Genomic DNA, 18,030 nt, shown 5'->3' on the forward strand with positions numbered 1-18,030 from the left:
ATAAACCCAAAAGTAATGATCTAGGAGCTCAAGTGGTGGTAAATCCTGGCGAGATCACGACAGTCGCCCCGGTGGACGGCACCGCCCACGTCCTCGCCGAGGTGCTGGCCGGGGTCGTCAAGACGGATCAAGTACCCCTCGACAGCCACTTCTTCGACGATCTGGGCGCCAACTCCCTGGTCATGGCGCAGTTCTGCGCCCGGGTCCGCAAGCGGGACGATCTGCCGCAGGTGTCGATGAGGGACGTCTACGGCCACCCGACGATCCGCTCCCTGGCGACGGCCCTCGCCGAGGGCCCCGCCGCCGGACCGGCCCCGGCGCGGCCGGCCGAGCCACCCCCGCCGCCGGGCAGCAGCGCCCGCTATGTGCTGTGCGGCCTCGCGCAGTTCCTCGTCTTCGCCGCGTACTGTCTCGCGGCCGGTGCTGCCACCGCAGTGGGGTACTCCTGGATATCCGGCGCCGACGGCCTGCTCGCCGTCTACCTGCGCTCGCTGGTCTTCGGCGGCGCCCTGTTCCTCGCCCTGTGCACCCTGCCCGTGGTGGCGAAGTGGGTGCTGGTGGGCCGGTGGAAGGAGACGGAGTTCCCGGTGTGGGGTCCCGCCTACGTCCGCTTCTGGCTGGTCAAGGCGCTGCTGCACGCCAATCCGATGGTCCTGTTCACCGGCAACCCGCTGTACGTCCTCTACCTGCGGGCCCTCGGCGCCCGCATCGGCCCGGGCGTCACGATCCTGTCCCACTCGGTGCCGGTCTGCACCGACCTGCTCACCGTGGGCGCCGGCACGGTGATCCGCAAGGACGCCCTGTTCCTCGGCTACCGGGCGCACGCGGGCCGCATCCGCACCGGCCCGGTCACCCTCGGCCGGGACGTCTTCGTCGGCGAGAAGACCGTCCTCGACATCGGCACGTCCATCGGCGACGGCGGCCAGCTGGGCCACTCCTCCGCCCTGTACGACGGTGCCGCGATCCCCGCGGGCGAGCGCTGGCACGGCTCACCCGCCCGCCCCACCGACGTCGACCACATCCGCGTCCCGGCGACCCGCTGCACCACCCCGCGCCGGGCCGGCTACGCCCTCGTGACCCTGCTGCAGACCCTGCTGGTGTATGTGCCGCTCGGCATCGGCGGTGTCTTCCTGGTGATGGGCCTCGTGCCGGCACTGGACCCGCTGCTCGAACCGAACGCGAGGGAACTGGAGTCGGCGCCCTTCTACGCCGAGACGCTCGTCCTGTCCGTCGCCCTGTTCACCGGTTCCGTGCTCCTCGGCCTCGTCACCGTGACGGTGCTCCCGCGGCTGCTGAACCTGACCCTGAGGGCCGACCGGGTCTATCCGCTGTACGGCTTCCACTACTCGGTGCAGCGCGCGATCGCCCGCGTGACCAACATCAGGTTCTTCAAGTGGCTGTGCGGCGACAGCTCGTACATCGTCCCCTACCTGCGGGCCCTCGGCTACGACCTCTCGCGCGTCGAGCAGACCGGCTCCAACTTCGGCACCGAGGTGGCGCACGAGACGCCGTACCTGGTCACTGTCGGCAGCGGCACGATGGTGGCCGACGGGCTGTCGGTCCTCAACGCCGAGTACTCCAGCACCTCGTTCCGCGTCTCGCGGGTGACGATCGGCGGGCACAACTTCCTCGGCAACCACATCGCCTATCCCGTGGGCGGCCGCACCGGGGACAACTGCCTGCTCGCCACCAAGGTGCTGGTGCCGCTCGACGGCGAACTCCGCGAGGGCGTGGGCCTGCTGGGCTCGCCGCCCTTCGAGATCCCGCGCACGGTGGAGCGCGACATGCGCTTCGACCACTTCCGCGAGGGCGACGAGCTGCGCCGCCGCCTGTCGGCCAAGAACCGGTCCAACGCGCGCACCATGGCCCTGTTCCTGTTCCTGCGCTGGCTGAACTGGTTCCTGCTGACGCTGCTCGGCTTCGCGGCGATCGATCTCCACGGCGGCCGAGGCGCCCTCGGTGCACTGCTGATCGGCGGCTACCTGATGGCGGGCCTCGCGGTGACCGTCGGCTACTGGGCGCTGGTGGAGCGCGTGATCACCCGGTTCCGGCCGCTGGAGCCGCGGCTGTGCTCCATCTACGAGCCGTACTTCTGGTGGCACGAGCGGCTGTGGAAGGTGCCCGACCACCATCTCGCGGTGTTCGACGGCACCCCGTTCAAAAACCTGATCTGGCGGCTGCTGGGCGTGCGGATCGGCCGCCGGGTCTTCGACGACGGCTGCTACCTCACCGAGCGGACGCTGGTCACGATCGGCAGCGACACCACACTCGGCCACCACTCCAAGGTGCAGGCGCACTCCGAGGAGGACGGCACCTTCAAGTCCGACCACATCGTCATCGGCGACGGCTGCACCCTCGGGGCGGGCGCGCTGGTCCACTACGGCGTCTCGATGGGCGACGGCGCCGTGCTCGGTACCGACGCCTTCCTGATGAAGGGCGAGGAGATGCCGGCGGGGGCGCACTGGGGCGGGAATCCGGCGGTGGCGCTGCGACGCGCCTGAACCGCCCGCACTGCCTGAAATGAACTGGCTGAACTGCCTGAACGAAGAAAAACAGGGGGACAAGTCATGGAAACAGCTCCGCACCCGACGCCCGGTCCGATACCGGATGTCACGGAGTACGCGGTCCGGCTGCCCGAGGGCACACCGACCGATCCCGCCGCGCTGCTCGCGGCCCACACCAAGGTGCTGGCCGCCCTCTCGGGCGAGGCGGAGGGCGCTCCCAGCGACGACCTGCGCGTCACCGTCACCGACGGCGAACTGCGGCTGCGTTACCGCACCGGCACCCTGGACGCCGAGGCGGCGGCCCGTATGGCCGGCTACCACCTCACCGCGCTCGCCGACCCGGACCGCGGGAGCCTGCTGTCCGAGGACGAACTCCGCTTCCAGTTGGAGGAGTTGGCGGGCCCGGTGCGTGAACTCCCGGACCGGCGGGTGCACGAGCTGTTCGAGGAGCGGGTCCAGAAGCACCCGGACGCCGTGGCCGCCGTACAGGACGAGCGGCGGTGGACGTACGCCGAGCTCAACTCCCGCGCCAACCAGGTCGGTCGGGCACTGCTGGCCCGCGGCCTGGAGGCCGAGGACGTCGTCGCCGTCGTCATGGAACGGAACCTGGACTGGATGGCGGCCGTGCTGGGCGTCCTCAAGGCGGGCGGGGTGTATCTGCCGATCGAGCCGCACTTCCCGGCCGAGCGGGTCGCGAGGACGCTGTCCCGGGCGGGCTGCGCGTTCCTCGTCACCGAGGACGGCAGCACCGGATCGCTCTCCGGTACCGCCGCCGAGACGCTCTTCGTGGACGCCGTGTACGCCGAGGGCCACCCGGGCGACGATCTCGGGATCCCGGTCCAGGCAGGCCGGCCGGCCTACATCTACTTCACGTCCGGCTCCACCGGTGAGCCCAAGGGCGCGATGTGCGAGCACGCCGGTTTCCTCAACCATGTGCTCGCCAAGGTCGAGGACCTGGGGATCGGCGAGGACGACGTGGTCGCGCAGACCGCGCCGCAGTGCTTCGACATCTCTCTGTGGCAGCTGCTCGCCGGGCCGGTCGTCGGCGGGCGGACCCTGATCGTCGGGCAGGACACGATCCTGGACGTGCCGCGGTTCGTGGACACGGTGGTCCGCGGACGGGTCAACGTGCTCCAGGTCGTGCCGTCGTATCTGGAGGCCGTGCTCGCGGAGTTGGGGCAGCGGCCGCGCGAACTGGCCGACCTGCGCTGTGTGTCGGTGACCGGCGAGGCGGTGAAACGGGAGCTGGTGCAGCGCTGGTTCGCCACCGCGCCCGGCATCCGCCTGGCCAACGCCTACGGCCTGACCGAGACCTCCGACGACACCAACCACGAGGTCATGGACCGGGTCCCGGACGGTGAACGGGTACCGCTCGGGCGGCCGGTGCGCAATGTGCGCGTGTACGTCGTCGACGAGGACCTGGTGCCCGTGCCGCTGGGGGCGCCAGGCGAGATCGTCTTCTCCGGGGTGTGCGTGGGGCGCGGGTACGTCAACGACCCCGAGCGCACCGCGGCCGCCTTCCTGGAGGACCCGTACCGGCCCGGCGAGCGGCTCTACCGCAGCGGTGACGTGGGGCGCTGGCGGTCCGACGGCAAGCTGGAGTTCCTCGGCCGCCGGGACACCCAGGTCAAGATCCGCGGGTTCCGCGTGGAGATCGGCGAGATCGAGAACGCGCTGCTGCGGGTGGACGGGGTGCGCGACGGGGCCGTCGTGGTCGTACGGGGCACCCAGCTCGCCGCGTTCTGCGCCGGGCCCGAGCCGGTGGCCGCGGACACGGTACGGGAGAGGTTGGCCGTGTCGCTGCCGTCGTACATGGTCCCCGCCGTCGTGCACTGGCGTCGGCGGCTGCCGCTGACCGCCAACGGCAAGACCGACCGCCGGACGCTCACCGCGCTCGCCGAGGACCTCGACGCCGGCGCGGCGGGCGGGCCCGTGACGGGAGCCGAGCGGCGGCTTGCGGATGCCTGGGCCGAGGTGCTCGGCGTGCCCGCCGACCGGATCGGCCGCCTCGACCACTTCTTCGACCGCGGCGGCAGCTCACTGTCCGCCGTGCGTCTCGCGATCGCCCTGGACCGGGCGGTCACCCTCCAGGACGTCGTCCGTCACCCGGTCCTCGCGGACCTGGCGGGCCTGCTCGACCGGCAGCACTGAAAGGAATCCCGAGATGTCCTCCACGAATCTCCTTCCGGACCTGGACCTGACACCGGACAGTCCGCCGATCCTGCTCGCCAAGTCCGTTGACAATCCGGCGAGTTGGGCTGCCGAGCACCACGACGCGCTGCGTGCCCTCGTCCTGGAACACGGTGGTGTCCTGGTGCGCGGTCTGGGCCTCTCGGACCCCGCGACCACCGAGGCCGTCTTCCGGCGGCTGACCAGCGCTCTGATGCCCGACCGCGAGCCCTTCGCGCCGCGGCGCAGCTACGGGGACGGCGTGTACTCGACGACCAAGTGGCCGCCGAACCAGCAGATGTGCATGCACCATGAGGTCAGCTACGGCCTGGAGTTCCCGGGTCTGCTCCTGTTCGCCTGCCTGGAGGCTCCCGCGACCGGGGGCGCGACCGCGTTCGCCGACGCGTCGGCGGTGCTGCGGGCCCTGCCCCGCGAGCTGGTCTCCCGCTTCGAACGGGAGGGCTGGCTGCTGACCCGGGCGTACCACGAGGAGATCGGCGCGTCGGTCGAGGAGGTTTTCGGCACGGCCGACCGTGCCGCCGTCGAGCGCTACTGCCGCCGGCACGCCATCGAGTTCGCCTGGCAGAGCGACGGCTCCCTGCACACCCGGCAGCGGCGCGGCGCGGTGCTCAGGCACCCGGAGTCCGGCCTGCCCTGCTGGTTCAACCAGATCGCGTTCCTCAACGAGTGGACCATGGAGCCCGAGGTGCACGAATACCTGGTGGACATGTACGGCGCCGACGGGCTGCCCTTCAACACCCGCTTCGGCGACGGCAGTCCGATCGACGCGGACGTGGTCCGCACGATCAACGAGGTGTACGACGCCCACACGGTGCGCGAGCCCTGGCAGGACGGTGACCTCCTGCTCGTCGACAACATCCGTACGGCGCACAGCCGCGAGCCCTTCGAGGGGCCGCGCGAGGTGCTGGCCGCCCTCGGCGACCCGGTGCTGCGCGCCGACGGCGAGGTGAGTGGCGTATGAGCACCGCCGACGCCCCGTCCTTCGCGCTGATCACCGGCGCACAGGTACAACAGGTCCTGCACGGGAGGGAACGGGAGATCGCGGACCTCGTCGAGGCCGTGTACCGGCTGCACGGGGCGGGCGACTCGGTGAACCCGCCGTCGTACTTCCTGACGTTCCCGGACCGTCCGTCGTCCCGGATCATCGCGCTGCCCGCCTCGCTGGGCGGACCGCTGCGGGTGGACGGCCTGAAGTGGGTCTCCAGCTTCCCGGAGAACGTCAGGTCCGGGTTGCCGCGCGCGTCGGCGGTGCTGATCCTCAACGATCCGGCGACCGGCTATCCGTTCGCCTGCCTGGAGAGCTCGGTCATCAGCGCCACGCGCACCGCGTCGTCGGCGGCGCTGGCGGCCGGGAAGCTCAGTGCGGGCAGGGTCCGCCCGACCCGGGTCGGGTTCATCGGCACCGGGTTGATCGCCCGCTACCTCCACACCCATCTCACCGCCACCGGCTGGGAGTTCGAGGAGACGGGCGTGCACGACCTGTCCGCCGAGAGCGCCGCCGGGTTCCGCGGCTATCTGGAGCGGTCCGGTGCGCCGGGGAAGGTGACGGTGCACGACTCGGCCGTGTCCCTGATCCGCTCCAGCGACCTGGTCGTCTTCGCGACGGTCGCCGGTGAGCCGCACGTCCACGATCCGTCGTGGTTCGGCCATCACCCCCTGGTCCTGCACGTGTCCCTGCGCGACCTCGCCCCGGAGATCCTGCTCGCGTCCGCGAACTTCGTCGACGACGTGGAGCACTGCCTCAAGGCCGAGACCTCCCCGCATCTGGCCGAACGGCTCACGGGGAGCAGGGACTTCATCGACGGCACGCTGGACGACGTGCTGACCGGACGGGTGACCGTCCCGACGGACCGGACGGTGGTGTTCTCCCCCTTCGGCCTGGGGGTGCTGGACCTCGCCGTCGGCCGGTTCGTCCACGACGAACTGGCCCGGCGCGGCGAACTGCACGTCGTCGACGGGTTCTTCAACGAGCTGCGCCGGTACGGCTGAACGAGCTGCGCGCATGAGGAGGGGGGCGTCATGCCCGTCATATCTGATCCTTCGGAGTTCAACGAGTCAGACCTCTACGTCGACCTGCGGGCCGCGCTGGAGCTTCCGCTGTTCCTGAAGTGCGAGGGCTTCAACTTCGCCGGGTCCATCAAGCTGAAGGCGGCCCGCGAGATGGTGAACGCCGCCGAGCGCGACGGCACCCTGCGGCCGGGGTCGGTCCTGGTCGAGTCGTCGTCGGGGAACCTGGGGGTCGCCCTGAGTGTGATCGCCGCGAGCCGGGGCTACCGGTTCCTGTGCGTGACCGACTCACGGTGCAACGCGGCGACGATCCGGCTGATGGAGTCGCTCGGCACCCGGGTGCACGTGGTCAGGGAGCCGGACCTGCGCGACGGCTACCTGGGCGCGCGGCTCGCGTACGTGCGGGCGCTGTGCGCGGCGGACGAGCGGTACGTCTGGCTCAACCAGTACAGCAACCAGGGGAACTGGCGGGCGCACTACCGCACCACGGCGCCGGAGATCGCGCGGCGCTTCCCGAACCTGGACGTCCTGTTCGTCGGGGCCGGCACCACCGGGACCCTGATGGGCTGCGCCCGCTGGTTCTGGCAGTGGCGGCGGCCGGTGCGGATCATCGCCGTGGACAGCGTCGGCTCGATCACCTTCGGCGGGCCGCCCGGCGTCCGGATGATCCCGGGGCTGGGCACGAGCGTGCCGCCGCAGCTGCTCGACAAGTCGTACATCGACGACGTGGTGCTGGTCGAGGAACCGGACACCCTCCAGGTCTGCCGTCGGCTGGCCGCCCGGGGTTTCCTGTTCGGCGGCTCCACCGGGACGGTCGTCAGCGGCGCCCACCAGTGGCTGTCCGCCCACGGCCGCCGCGGCCTCACCGCGGTGGCAATCGCCCCGGACCTCGGCGAGCGCTACCTCGACACCGTGTACCGCCCGGGCTGGCCCCACGGCCACCCCGAGACGGACCCGGTCCACGAGACGGCGGAGGTGATGGCCCACCTGGCCTGAGCACCGGGCACCCGACCGCGGCGTTGCCGCTCGCCCTGTGCCGAGCGGGCGGGGCGGTCGGGTCTCGGTGCGGTCGGGTGCGGTGCCGGGCCGGCGCCGCGGCACACGCGGGCACGACGCGCCGTCTTCACCTCCACCCGGCGGGGCGATGCGAGGAGGTCGGGTGCGGCGACGGGCCGGTGTCCCAGCAGACGCGGGCACCACGCGCCGCCTCCACCTCCTCCGGGCGAGGCGAGGCGATGCCGGGCACGGCGCGCGGGGCGGGCGGGGGCGCTGCCCGGCCGACGCCGCAGCACACGCGGACTCCAACCGCCGCCACCTCCACCCGGCGGGGCGGTGCGGTGCGATGCGATACGAGGGGGTCGGCTGCGGTGACGGCCGGTGTCCCTGCAGACGCGGGCACCACGCGCCGCCTCCACCTCCTCCCGGCGAGGCGAGGCGATGCCGGGCGGTCGGGGGCGGTGTCGGGCGGGGGCCGCAGCACACGCGGGCACCGCGGGCCGCCTCCGCCCAGCGGGGCGACGCGATGCCGGGCGGGGCGGTCGCGTGCCGTGTCAGGTCGACGCCACGGCACACCCGAGCACCACCCGCCCTCTCCGCGATCACCCCCTCCCGCGCCGTGCCCGTGAGGTGACCGGCACCGTGCCCCGGGGTACGTTCGCAGGCATGGCAGGCACCACGCACACCGTGACCAATCAGCCCCCGCCTCTGATCGGCTACGACGTCTACAGCGCCGACCGCGCTCTCAAGGAGGCCGTCGAACGGCACCTCGACCCCGCCCTGCGCGACGAGGTGCACGGTGAGCTCGCCGCGCTCGGCCGGGCGTGCGGCTCGGCGCAGGTGCAGGAGTGGGGTCTGCAGGCCAACGAGAACCCGCCCCGGCTGCGTACCCACGACCGCCACGGCCATCGTATCGACGAGGTCGAGTTCCATCCGGCCTGGCACCGAGTGCTCGGCAAGGGCGTCTCCGCGGGCCTGACCGCCGCCTGGGCCCGCCCCGCGGGACATGTACGGCGCGCGGCGGCCTTCCTCCTGTGGACGCAGGTCGACGCGGGCAACTGCTGCCCCCTGTCGATGACCCACGCCGCGGTGCCCGCTCTGCGCACCGACCCGGACCTGGCCGCCGAGTGGGAGCCGCGTCTGACGTCCATGGTCTACGACCGCGAGCTGCGCCCCGCCCACCTCAAGGCGGGGGCGCTGTTCGGGATGGGGATGACGGAGAAGCAGGGCGGCAGCGACGTCCGGGCGAACGCGACGTCCGCCCGGGCCCTGCCCGACGGCGAGACCTACGAGCTCACCGGCCACAAGTGGTTCTGCTCGGCCCCCATGTCGGACGGCTTCCTGGTCCTCGCCCAGGCCCCGGACGGACTCACCTGCTTCCTCGTCCCCCGCGTCCTGGAGGACGGCACCCGCAACCCGTTTCTCCTCCAGCGCCTCAAGGACAAGCTCGGCAACCGCTCCAACGCCTCCGCCGAGGTCGAGTTCGACCGGACCCTGGCCCGTCGCGTCGGCGACGAGGGGCGCGGGGTCCGCACCATCATCGAGATGGTCGCGGCGACCCGCCTCGACTGTGTCCTCGGCTCGGCGGGCCTGATGCGTCAGGCCGTCGCCCAGGCGATCCACCACTGCACCCACCGCGAGGCGTTCGGCGGCAAGCTCGTCGACAAGCCGCTGATGCGCAACGTGCTCGCCGACCTCGCCCTGGAGTCCGAGGCGGCGACCACCCTCGCCCTGCGCCTGGCGGCCGCCTACGACAAGGGCGGCGAGCAGGAGCGGGCCTTCCTGCGGATCGCCGTACCGGCGGCCAAGTACTGGATCACCAAGCGCTGCGCCCCGCTGACGGTGGAGGCCGCCGAATGCCTGGGCGGCAACGGCTACGTGGAGGAGTCGGGCCTGCCCCGCCTGGTCCGCGAGTCACCACTCAACTCCGTCTGGGAGGGCGCGGGCAACATCCAGGCCCTGGACGTCCTGAGGGTCCTCCAGCGGGAACCCCGGGCCCTGAACGCCTACCTCCTGGAGATCGGCGAGACCCGCGGCGCCGACCACCGCCTGGACGCTGCGACGAAGAACCTCTTCACCGAACTCGCCGATCTGGAGGGCATCGAGGGCCGCGCCCGCCACCTGACGGAACGACTCGCGCTCGTCCTGCAGGGCTCCCTGCTCGTCCGCCACGCCCCCGCGGAAGTGGCCGACGCCTTCTGCGCGGCCCGCCTGGGCGGCGACAGGGGCACGGCCTTCGGTACGTTGCCCACGACCCTGGACCTCGCGTCCGTGGTGGACCGGGCCCGGCCCGTGGAGTGAGCTTCGCCGGTCGCGGACCGGAGTGAGAAGCGGACCGGGGTGAGAACGGGGGTGGTGCTGCGCCGACACGGCACCACCCCCGTTGACGGCCCTCGGAGGCCGAAACACGCCGCTGCGAGACGGCGTTCGCCCAAGTTTCAATCAAGCCGGAGCCCACCACCAGGGTTGCAGGGGGTTGCAACTTCCTGGTGACTGTGGCCGGACTGTGTTCCTCCCCGAGCCACGACCGGCACTATGAGACGGTCAGTCAATGGACTCGGGACCGGGAGGACCAGTGCCGCTCTCGCCGACGCACGTGACCCACCTAGCGGCCGTGGACACCGCACGTGCGGCCCGGGTTCTGAAGGACATCCGTTCCGCCACCCTCTCCGGCCGGCGCACGCCCCTCGCACCGCGCCCCGTGATCGAGGAGTCCTGGAGCCGTATGCTGCGCGGCGGCGTCGACCCGGACCACGACTTCCGGTCAGGTCTGCTGCCCCCCGAAGAGGTGCAGCGGCGCCGGGAGAGCACGCAGCTCAGGCACGTCCTGCCGGAACTCAGGGAGGGACTGCTGTCGGTCGCGGACGTCGCCCACCACATCATGGTGGTCGCCGACGAGGACGGCCGCGTGCTGTGGCGGGAGGGCAGCTCGCCCGTGCTGCGCAAGGCCGACGGCACCGGCTTCGAACTGGGCGCCGACTGGCGGGAGAACGTCGTCGGCACGAACGGCATCGGCACCCCGGCGGTGGTGCGCCGCCCCGTCCAGGTCTTCGCCTCCGAGCACTTCGTGCGCTCACAGACCTCCTGGACCTGCACCGGCGCCCCCGTCAAGGACCCGCGCGACGGCCGGCTGATCGGCGTGGTGGACGTCAGCGGCCCTCTGGACACCATGCACCCGGCGACCCTCGCCTGGGTCGACTCGGTGGCCAAGCTCGCCGAGTCGCGGTTGCGCGAGATGCATCTGGTCTCGCTGGAGCGACTGCGGGCCGTGGCGGCGCCGGTGCTCGCCCGGCTCACCGGCCGGGCCCTGGTGGTGGACCGGGACGGCTGGACGGCGGCGGTGACCGGAATGCCGTATCCGCACCGGATCGCACTGCCCAAGTCGCCCGCGCCGGGCCGCCGATGGCTGCCGGCGCTCGGTCTGTGCACCCTGGAACCGCTGGCGGGCGGCTGGTTGGTCCGCGCCGGCGACGAACCGGAGCCGCAGGGCACCACCCGGATCGTGCTGGACCTCGCACATCCGCGCCGCTGGACGGTGACGGTGTCGGGCGGCGCGGGCACATGGAGTCACGAACTGAGTCCCCGGCACGCCGAGTTGCTCTATCTGCTGGCCCTGCACCCCTCGGGCCGCAGCGCGGCGGGCCTGGCCAAGGACATGTTCGGCGATCCGGGCCGCACGGTGACCGTGCGTGCGGAGATGTCCCGGGTACGGCGCTATCTCGGGGCGTTCCTGGAACACCGGCCGTATCGTTTCTGCGAGGACGCCGAGGTCGAGGTGGTGCTGCCGGGCAACCCGGGCGACCTGCTGCCGCACTCGACGGCCCCGGCCGTACTCGGGGCCAGGGTCGGCGCCGAGACCGAGTGAAAACCCTCGATCTGGGCGGATCTTCCGCATAATTGCACGGTCTTCGCCCCAGCGATGCCGCACTGCCGTAGCATCCTCTACGGGCCACCCCACCTGCTCCTCGGTCAACGTACGGATCAACAGGCGCAGTTGGCCCGCCTCGGGAGGACGTATGAAGCAACGCGGCAGACACCGCAGGCGCAAGCGGGGCCAAGCGGTCCGCGCGTTCCTGGCCGGGACGGCCCTCGCTCTGACCGCCGCCGCCACCATGATCAGCGCCTCACAGGCCACGGTCGCGGCCAATCCCGGAACACTGAAGCCGCTCACCTCGACCGCCGATACCACCCCGTTGCGCCTCAAGGAGTCCCAGGTCCCGAAGAGCGCCCTGGACCGGCTCTCCTCCGAGATGGGGCGTCCGGTCGGCGTCTCCGCCGTCCTCGCCTCCGCCGACCGCACCCTGCGCGACGCGATCGGCTGCACGGCCGGTGAGCGCACGGCGTTGCCCGTGGAGCCTGCCGCGACCGCCGCCTACTGCTGGGACGCCGCCGACACCCGCTCCTGGCGGGCCGGGGCGGTCACCACCTCCGGGGACGCCGACGACGACGGCCTGTGGGGCGCCAACCGCGTGATCCTGTCCGCGTGGAGCCGCACCGGCACCGCCGCGGACGACGGGGGCCTGGCCCGGGTCGCCTTCGTCGACGCCAACGACCTGGGCCGACTCACCTACTCCTGGGTCCTCCTCGCCGTCCCCGTCGACGACGGACATGACTTCCGCGGCCTCGTCTCACAGGTCTCCGGCATGGTCTGGTACCAGAACAAGCTGCTGGTCACCGCGAGCGGCGACGGCGGCGACGCGCTGTACGTCTACGACATGGACCGCGTCCAGCGCGCCACCGTCGACAGCAGCGCGGTCGGCAGAGTCCGCGGCGGCTGGTCGGCGCACGGCGCCCAGTGGGTCCTGCCCGCCGTCGGCTCCTACCGCCTGACCGACACGGCGGGCGCCACCCGCCCCGACTACCTCTCCCTCGACCGCAGCACCGCACCGGACAGCCTGGTCGGGAGCGAGTGGGTCTCCGGGGACGACGACAGGGACGCCCGCGTGTGGCGCTACGACTTCAGCGCCGACCCCCGCCGCTCCGGCCTCCTGGCCACCGGCAGCGGCGGCTACGCACGTGTGGCCGATGCGTACGCCACCAAGGCCGCCGGCTCCGGGCCCGTCCTGTCGTACGACTCCCAGTGGTATCTGGGCCGGGCGGCCGGGACGGACGGCGACCACGGCACCCTCTGGCGCCAGAACACCTCGACCCCCGCGAAGGCCACCCGCTGCGGCACGGACGAGACCCGCAACTGCTGGAGCGGCGAGTCGGAGTCGCTGTCGTACTGGGAACAGACGGGCGATGTGTGGTCCCAGTCCGGCCGGATGCTGTTCGCACTGCCGCTGGCCTCGATCGACAGATCTCTGGGCTAGATGATTCCCTGACGGTCATGCCGAACATCCCCGTGACCACCTGGTCCCTGGAACAGAGCGCCCCGACCGACCTCCTCCCGGCCGAACCCCCGGAGGGCGATGTCCGCATCAGCCGCGCGGAAGTCCCCTCCCCCGAGTTCAGCCGCTTCCTCTACGCGTCGGTGGGCGGCGACATCCGCTGGACCGACCGGCTCTCCTGGACGTACGCGCGGTGGCGGGAGCACCTGGAGCGGCCGGGCGTGGAGACCTGGGTGGCCTACGACCGCGGCACGCCCGCCGGCTATGTCGAGCTGGAGTCCCAGGACGACGGTGTCGTGGAGATCGCCTACTTCGGCCTGATCCCCGCCTTCCGCGGCCGCCGGATCGGTGGCCACCTCCTCTCCTACGGCACCGCCCGCGCCTGGGACCTCGCGGACCGCTGGCCGGGGCTGACCGACACCAAGCGGGTCTGGCTGCACACCTGCTCCAAGGACGGCGAGCACGCGATGGCCAACTACCAGCGCCGTGGCTTCCAGCTTTTCGACACCAAGGTGGAGGAGGAGGCGGAGGTGCCCGCCCCCGGCCCCTGGCCCGGCGCCTACCCGGCCTGACCTGCGGGAACAAGAGTCCCCGCGATCTTTGTGACCAACGACACCCTCGTCTCGCCTTTCGAGACAAGGGTGTCCACATGGCGGATAAAGCTGGACTGTGTCCAGATCGCCGTGACACGCTTCCGTCATGTCTGGAACTGGAATTGCCTTGGTGAGTCGGCGGCACGTCGACCTCGGCCGCATGTCCAGCGCCATCTGTCCGGTGCGCTGACGAGCCGCAGCGTCACCCGGCACATCCCCTCGTTCTCCTCCCCGCGCAATGACGCGCAGGTACACCCATGCGCCCGTGTACGCGCAGGTAAGAGCCGCTTTCCGCCTGTCCCGAAGGACGTAACAACCATGGCCGCCACCCCGCAGAACCCTGCCGACGCAGCGCCCCGCCGCAAGGTGAGCCGTCACCGCGGTGAGGGTCAGTGGGCCGCGGGGCACCACACCCCGCTGAACGGCAACGAGCAGTTCAAGAAGGACGACGACGGTCTCAATGTGCGGACACGCATTGAGACGATCTACTCGAAGCGCGGCTTCGACTCGATCGACCCCAACGACCTGCGCGGCCGGATGCGCTGGTGGGGCCTCTACACCCAGCGCAAGCCCGGGATCGACGGCGGCAAGACCGCGATCCTGGAGCCGGAGGAGCTGGACGACAAGTACTTCATGCTGCGCGTCCGCATCGACGGCGGCCGGCTCACCACCCAGCAGCTGCGCGTGATCGGCGAGATCTCCGAGGAGTTCGCGCGCGGCAGCGCGGACGTCACCGACCGGCAGAACATCCAGCTGCACTGGATCCGCATCGAGGACGTCCCGGAGATCTGGAACCGCCTGGAGGCGGTCGGCCTCTCCACCACCGAGGCCTGCGGCGACTGCCCGCGTGTCGTCATCGGCTCGCCGGTCGCCGGCATCGCCGAGGACGAGATCATCGACGGCTCCTGGGCGATCGAGGAGATCCACGAGCGGTACATCGGCAGCAAGGAGTTCTCCAACCTGCCCCGCAAGTTCAAGACGGCGATCTCCGGCTCCCCGCTGCTCGACGTGGTCCACGAGATCAACGACATCGCCTTCGTCGGCGTCGAGCACCCCGAGCACGGCCCCGGTTTCGACCTGTGGGTCGGCGGCGGTCTGTCCACCAACCCGAAGCTCGGCGTCCGGCTCGGCGCCTGGGTGCCGCTGGACGAGGTGCCCGAGGTGTGGGCCGGTGTGGTCGGCATCTTCCGCGACTGGGGCTACCGGCGCCTGCGCACCCGCGCGCGCCTGAAGTTCCTCGTGGCCGACTGGGGCCCGGAGAAGTTCCGCCAGGTCCTGGAGGACGACTACCTCAAGCGCAAGCTGGTCGACGGTCCCGCGCCCGCCGAGCCCTCCGGCCGCTGGCGCGACCACGTGGGCGTGCACCGCCAGAAGGACGGCCTGTTCTACGTCGGTTTCGCCCCGCGCGTCGGCCGCGTCGACGGCACCACGCTGACGAAGATCGCCGAGGTCGCGGAGGCGCACGGCTCGGGCCGGGTCCGGACCACCGTCGAGCAGAAGATGATCATCCTCGATGTCGAGGAGGCGCAGGTCCAGCCGCTGGTCGAGGCCCTGGAGGCGCTGGATCTCACCGCGAAGCCCTCCCCGTTCCGGCGCGGCACCATGGCCTGCACCGGCATCGAGTACTGCAAGCTCGCCATCGTCGAGACCAAGCAGCGCGGCTCCTCGCTCATCGACGAACTGGAGCGCCGGATCCCGGAGTTCGACGAGCCGATCACCATCAACCTCAACGGCTGCCCGAACGCCTGCGCCCGTATCCAGGTGGCGGACATCGGTCTCAAGGGCCAGCTGGTCCTCAACGACCGCGGCGAGCAGGTCGAGGGCTACCAGGTGCACCTGGGCGGCGCGCTCGGCCTGGAGGCCGCCTTCGGCCGCAAGGTGCGTGGCCTGAAGGTCACCGCCGAGGAACTGCCGGACTACGTCGAGCGGGTCCTCAAGCGGTTCCAGGCCGAGCGCGAGGAGGGCGAGCGCTTCGCCGCCTGGGCCTCGCGTGCCAGCGAGGAGGCACTGTCGTGAGCGAGCGGGCCGCCCCCTTCTACTGCCCCTACTGCGGCGACGAGGACCTGCGTCCGAGCGAAGCCCTGGAAGGCACCCACGGCACGTGGGAATGCGCGGCGTGCAACCGCGCATTCCAGTTGAAGTTCCTCGGGCTGCTCGCCCGGGGCCTTCGACACACCGACGCAGGGGGAGATCAGATATGACCGCGATTCAGGAAGAGCGCACGACCGACGACCTCAAGGCCCTCGCCGAGCAGGCGGGCCGCGACCTGGAGGACGCCTCCGCGCTGGAGATCCTCCAGTGGGCGGTCGACACCTTCGGCGAGCGTTTCTGTGTGACCTCCTCGATGGAGGACGCGGTGGTCGCCCACCTCGCGTCCCGCGCGAGGAAGGGCGTGGACGTCGTCTTCCTCGACACCGGCTACCACTTCGAGGAGACCATCGGCACCCGGGACGCGGTCGAGGCCGTGATGGACGTGAACGTCATCACGCTGTCGCCGACGCGGACGGTCGCCGAGCAGGACGCCGAGTTCGGCCCGAAGCTGCACGACCGCGACCCCGACCTGTGCTGCAGGATGCGCAAGGTCGAGCCGCTGGAGCGGGGTCTGAAGGACTACCTGGCCTGGGCGACCGGGCTGCGCCGCGACGAGTCCCCGACCCGGGCGAACACCCCGGTGGTCGGCTGGGACGAGAAGCGGCAGAAGGTCAAGATCTCCCCGATCGCCCGCTGGACCCAGGACGACATGGACGCGTACGTCAGCGAGCACGGCGTCCTGACCAACCCCCTGCTGACGGACGGCTACGCGTCCGTCGGCTGCGCCCCCTGCACCCGCCGTGTCCTGGAGGGCGAGGACGCGCGCGCCGGCCGCTGGGCCGGACGTTCCAAGACCGAGTGCGGGCTGCACGGATGACGACATCTACCAAGGAGTTGCACGTGACGACCGGAGCCACCGTCTGGCTCACGGGTCTGCCGAGTGCCGGCAAGACCACCATCGCGTACGAGCTGGCGGGCCGGCTGCGTGAGGAGGGCCACCTCGTCGAGGTGCTCGACGGCGACGAGATCCGCGAGTTCATCTCCGCGGGTCTCGGCTTCAGCCGCGAGGACCGGCACACCAACGTGCAGCGCATCGGCTTCCTCGCCGAACTCCTCGCCCGCAACGGCGTCAAGGCGCTGGTCCCGGTCATCGCGCCCTACGCCGACAGCCGTGAGGCAGTGCGCAAGCGCCACCAGGAGAGCGGTGCCGCGTACCTGGAGATCCACGTGGCGACTCCGGTCGAGGTGTGCTCCGTACGCGACGTGAAGGGCCTGTACGCCAAGCAGGCCGCGGGTGAGCTGTCCGGGCTGACCGGGGTCGACGATCCCTACGAGGAGCCCGCGTCGCCCGATCTGCGGATCGAGTCGCAGAACCAGACCGTCCAGGAGTCCGCGGCCGCGGTCCACGCGCTGCTCACCGAGAGGGGACTGGCATGACGACGACCGTCGCGGCGGTGAAGGGCGGAGGCGGTACGGAGGCTCCGTACACCCTGTCCCACCTGGACGCCCTCGAGTCCGAGGCCGTGCATATCTTCCGTGAGGTGGCGGGCGAGTTCGAGCGGCCGGTGATCCTGTTCTCCGGCGGCAAGGACTCCATCGTCATGCTGCACCTGGCGCTGAAGGCGTTCGCCCCCGCGGTGATCCCGTTCTCGCTGCTGCACGTGGACACGGGCCACAACTTCCCCGAGGTGCTCGAGTACCGCGACCGTGTGGTGGCCGCCCATGGGCTGCGCCTCCATGTGGCCTCGGTACAGGACTACATCGACCGCGGTGTGCTCAAGGAGCGTCCGGACGGGACCCGCAACCCTCTCCAGACCCTGCCGCTCACCGAGAAGATCCAGGCGGAGAAGTTCGACGCGGTCTTCGGCGGTGGCCGCCGGGACGAGGAGAAGGCCCGCGCCAAGGAGCGGGTGTTCTCGCTGCGCGACGAGTTCTCGCAGTGGGACCCGCGCCGCCAGCGCCCCGAGCTGTGGAACCTGTACAACGGCCGGCACGCCCCCGGCGAGCACGTCCGGGTCTTCCCGCTGTCCAACTGGACCGAGCTGGACGTCTGGCAGTACATCGCCCGCGAGAAGATCGAACTGCCGGACATCTACTTCGCCCACGAGCGTGAGGTCTTCTCGCGCAGCGGCATGTGGCTGACGGCCGGCGAGTGGGGCGGGCCCAAGGACGGCGAGACCGTCGAGAAGCGCCTCGTGCGCTACCGGACCGTCGGTGACATGTCCTGCACGGGTGCCGTCGACTCCGACGCCGACAGCATCGAGAAGGTCATCACGGAGATCGCGGCCTCCCGGCTCACCGAGCGCGGCGCCACCCGCGCCGACGACAAGATGTCCGAGGCCGCGATGGAAGACCGCAAGCGCGAGGGGTACTTCTAGA

The 18,030-nt window shown here is 71.3% G+C and carries 15 protein-coding genes; all 15 read left to right on the forward strand.

Translation table 11 applies throughout. The annotated features are described in order from the left end of the window. Nucleotides 1-32 precede the first annotated feature (32 nt). A complete protein-coding gene (locus ACZ39I_RS29600) occupies nt 33-2,501 on the forward strand; it encodes a Pls/PosA family non-ribosomal peptide synthetase (RefSeq protein ID WP_467247780.1) in 2,469 nt (822 codons plus the stop codon). A gap of 66 nt (nt 2,502-2,567) precedes the next feature. Further along, complete coding sequence (locus ACZ39I_RS29605; RefSeq protein WP_467247781.1) at nt 2,568-4,655, forward strand: non-ribosomal peptide synthetase; 2,088 nt, start codon at nt 2,568-2,570, stop codon at nt 4,653-4,655. A gap of 13 nt (nt 4,656-4,668) precedes the next feature. Next, the gene (locus ACZ39I_RS29610; RefSeq protein ID WP_467247782.1) at nt 4,669-5,655 is read left to right on the forward strand and encodes a TauD/TfdA family dioxygenase; all 987 of its coding nucleotides are present in this window, start codon (nt 4,669-4,671) and stop codon (nt 5,653-5,655) included. Next, nucleotides 5,652-6,683 (forward strand): 2,3-diaminopropionate biosynthesis protein SbnB, encoded by a 1,032-nt coding sequence (gene sbnB, locus ACZ39I_RS29615; protein ID WP_467247783.1) that lies wholly within the window; start codon nt 5,652-5,654, stop codon nt 6,681-6,683. The genes ACZ39I_RS29610 and sbnB overlap by 4 nt, the downstream gene beginning before the upstream one ends. 30 nt (nt 6,684-6,713) lie before the next feature. After that, complete coding sequence (gene sbnA / locus ACZ39I_RS29620; protein WP_467247784.1) at nt 6,714-7,697, forward strand: 2,3-diaminopropionate biosynthesis protein SbnA; 984 nt, start codon at nt 6,714-6,716, stop codon at nt 7,695-7,697. 666 nt (nt 7,698-8,363) lie between these two features. Next, entirely contained in the window at nt 8,364-9,998 is a 1,635-nt protein-coding gene (locus ACZ39I_RS29625) for an acyl-CoA dehydrogenase family protein (protein ID WP_467247786.1), read from the forward strand. A 250-nt stretch (nt 9,999-10,248) separates the two neighbouring features. After that, nucleotides 10,249-11,562 (forward strand): GAF domain-containing protein, encoded by a 1,314-nt coding sequence (locus ACZ39I_RS29630; RefSeq protein WP_467247787.1) that lies wholly within the window; start codon nt 10,249-10,251, stop codon nt 11,560-11,562. Nucleotides 11,563-11,713: 151 nt separating this feature from the next. After that, nucleotides 11,714-13,009: a hypothetical protein gene (locus tag ACZ39I_RS29635; protein WP_467247788.1), complete on the forward strand. Its 1,296-nt coding sequence runs from the start codon at nt 11,714-11,716 to the stop codon at nt 13,007-13,009. A 17-nt stretch (nt 13,010-13,026) separates the two neighbouring features. Continuing rightward, on the forward strand, nt 13,027-13,599 hold the full coding sequence (locus tag ACZ39I_RS29640; protein WP_467247789.1) for a GNAT family N-acetyltransferase: 573 nt from the start codon (nt 13,027-13,029) through the stop codon (nt 13,597-13,599). Nucleotides 13,600-13,726: 127 nt separating this feature from the next. Further along, nucleotides 13,727-13,810, forward strand: a complete 84-nt coding sequence (locus ACZ39I_RS29645; RefSeq protein ID WP_349817346.1) for a putative leader peptide — start codon at nt 13,727-13,729, stop codon at nt 13,808-13,810. A 128-nt stretch (nt 13,811-13,938) separates the two neighbouring features. Next, a complete protein-coding gene (locus ACZ39I_RS29650) occupies nt 13,939-15,636 on the forward strand; it encodes a nitrite/sulfite reductase (protein ID WP_467247790.1) in 1,698 nt (565 codons plus the stop codon). After that, complete coding sequence (locus tag ACZ39I_RS29655) at nt 15,633-15,821, forward strand: hypothetical protein (RefSeq protein WP_467247791.1); 189 nt, start codon at nt 15,633-15,635, stop codon at nt 15,819-15,821. Before ACZ39I_RS29650 ends, ACZ39I_RS29655 begins: the two co-directional genes overlap by 4 nt. Further along, a complete protein-coding gene (locus ACZ39I_RS29660; RefSeq protein ID WP_467247793.1) occupies nt 15,818-16,528 on the forward strand; it encodes a phosphoadenylyl-sulfate reductase in 711 nt (236 codons plus the stop codon). The genes ACZ39I_RS29655 and ACZ39I_RS29660 overlap by 4 nt, the downstream gene beginning before the upstream one ends. Then, entirely contained in the window at nt 16,525-17,088 is a 564-nt protein-coding gene (gene cysC / locus ACZ39I_RS29665; RefSeq protein WP_467247794.1) for an adenylyl-sulfate kinase, read from the forward strand. Before ACZ39I_RS29660 ends, cysC begins: the two co-directional genes overlap by 4 nt. After that, nucleotides 17,085-18,029, forward strand: a complete 945-nt coding sequence (gene cysD / locus ACZ39I_RS29670; protein WP_467247795.1) for a sulfate adenylyltransferase subunit CysD — start codon at nt 17,085-17,087, stop codon at nt 18,027-18,029. Before cysC ends, cysD begins: the two co-directional genes overlap by 4 nt. Nucleotide 18,030: the final 1 nt, after the last annotated feature.

Source organism: Streptomyces sp. NPDC024687 (genome assembly GCF_055559055.1).

What these genes read in the sequence shown, in the direction of transcription:
- ACZ39I_RS29640 (WP_467247789.1), top strand. Translation starts at nt 13,027, where the DNA reads ATGCCGAACATCCCCGTGACCACCTGGTCCCTGGAACAGAGCGCCCCG.
- cysC (WP_467247794.1), top strand. Translation starts at nt 16,525, where the DNA reads ATGACGACATCTACCAAGGAGTTGCACGTGACGACCGGAGCCACCGTC.
- ACZ39I_RS29605 (WP_467247781.1), top strand. Translation starts at nt 2,568, where the DNA reads ATGGAAACAGCTCCGCACCCGACGCCCGGTCCGATACCGGATGTCACG.
- ACZ39I_RS29660 (WP_467247793.1), top strand. Translation starts at nt 15,818, where the DNA reads ATGACCGCGATTCAGGAAGAGCGCACGACCGACGACCTCAAGGCCCTC.
- ACZ39I_RS29650 (WP_467247790.1), top strand. Translation starts at nt 13,939, where the DNA reads ATGGCCGCCACCCCGCAGAACCCTGCCGACGCAGCGCCCCGCCGCAAG.
- ACZ39I_RS29630 (WP_467247787.1), top strand. Translation starts at nt 10,249, where the DNA reads ATGGACTCGGGACCGGGAGGACCAGTGCCGCTCTCGCCGACGCACGTG.
- ACZ39I_RS29610 (WP_467247782.1), top strand. Translation starts at nt 4,669, where the DNA reads ATGTCCTCCACGAATCTCCTTCCGGACCTGGACCTGACACCGGACAGT.
- sbnA (WP_467247784.1), top strand. Translation starts at nt 6,714, where the DNA reads ATGCCCGTCATATCTGATCCTTCGGAGTTCAACGAGTCAGACCTCTAC.
- ACZ39I_RS29645 (WP_349817346.1), top strand. Translation starts at nt 13,727, where the DNA reads ATGTCTGGAACTGGAATTGCCTTGGTGAGTCGGCGGCACGTCGACCTC.
- ACZ39I_RS29635 (WP_467247788.1), top strand. Translation starts at nt 11,714, where the DNA reads ATGAAGCAACGCGGCAGACACCGCAGGCGCAAGCGGGGCCAAGCGGTC.
- sbnB (WP_467247783.1), top strand. Translation starts at nt 5,652, where the DNA reads ATGAGCACCGCCGACGCCCCGTCCTTCGCGCTGATCACCGGCGCACAG.
- cysD (WP_467247795.1), top strand. Translation starts at nt 17,085, where the DNA reads ATGACGACGACCGTCGCGGCGGTGAAGGGCGGAGGCGGTACGGAGGCT.
- ACZ39I_RS29625 (WP_467247786.1), top strand. Translation starts at nt 8,364, where the DNA reads ATGGCAGGCACCACGCACACCGTGACCAATCAGCCCCCGCCTCTGATC.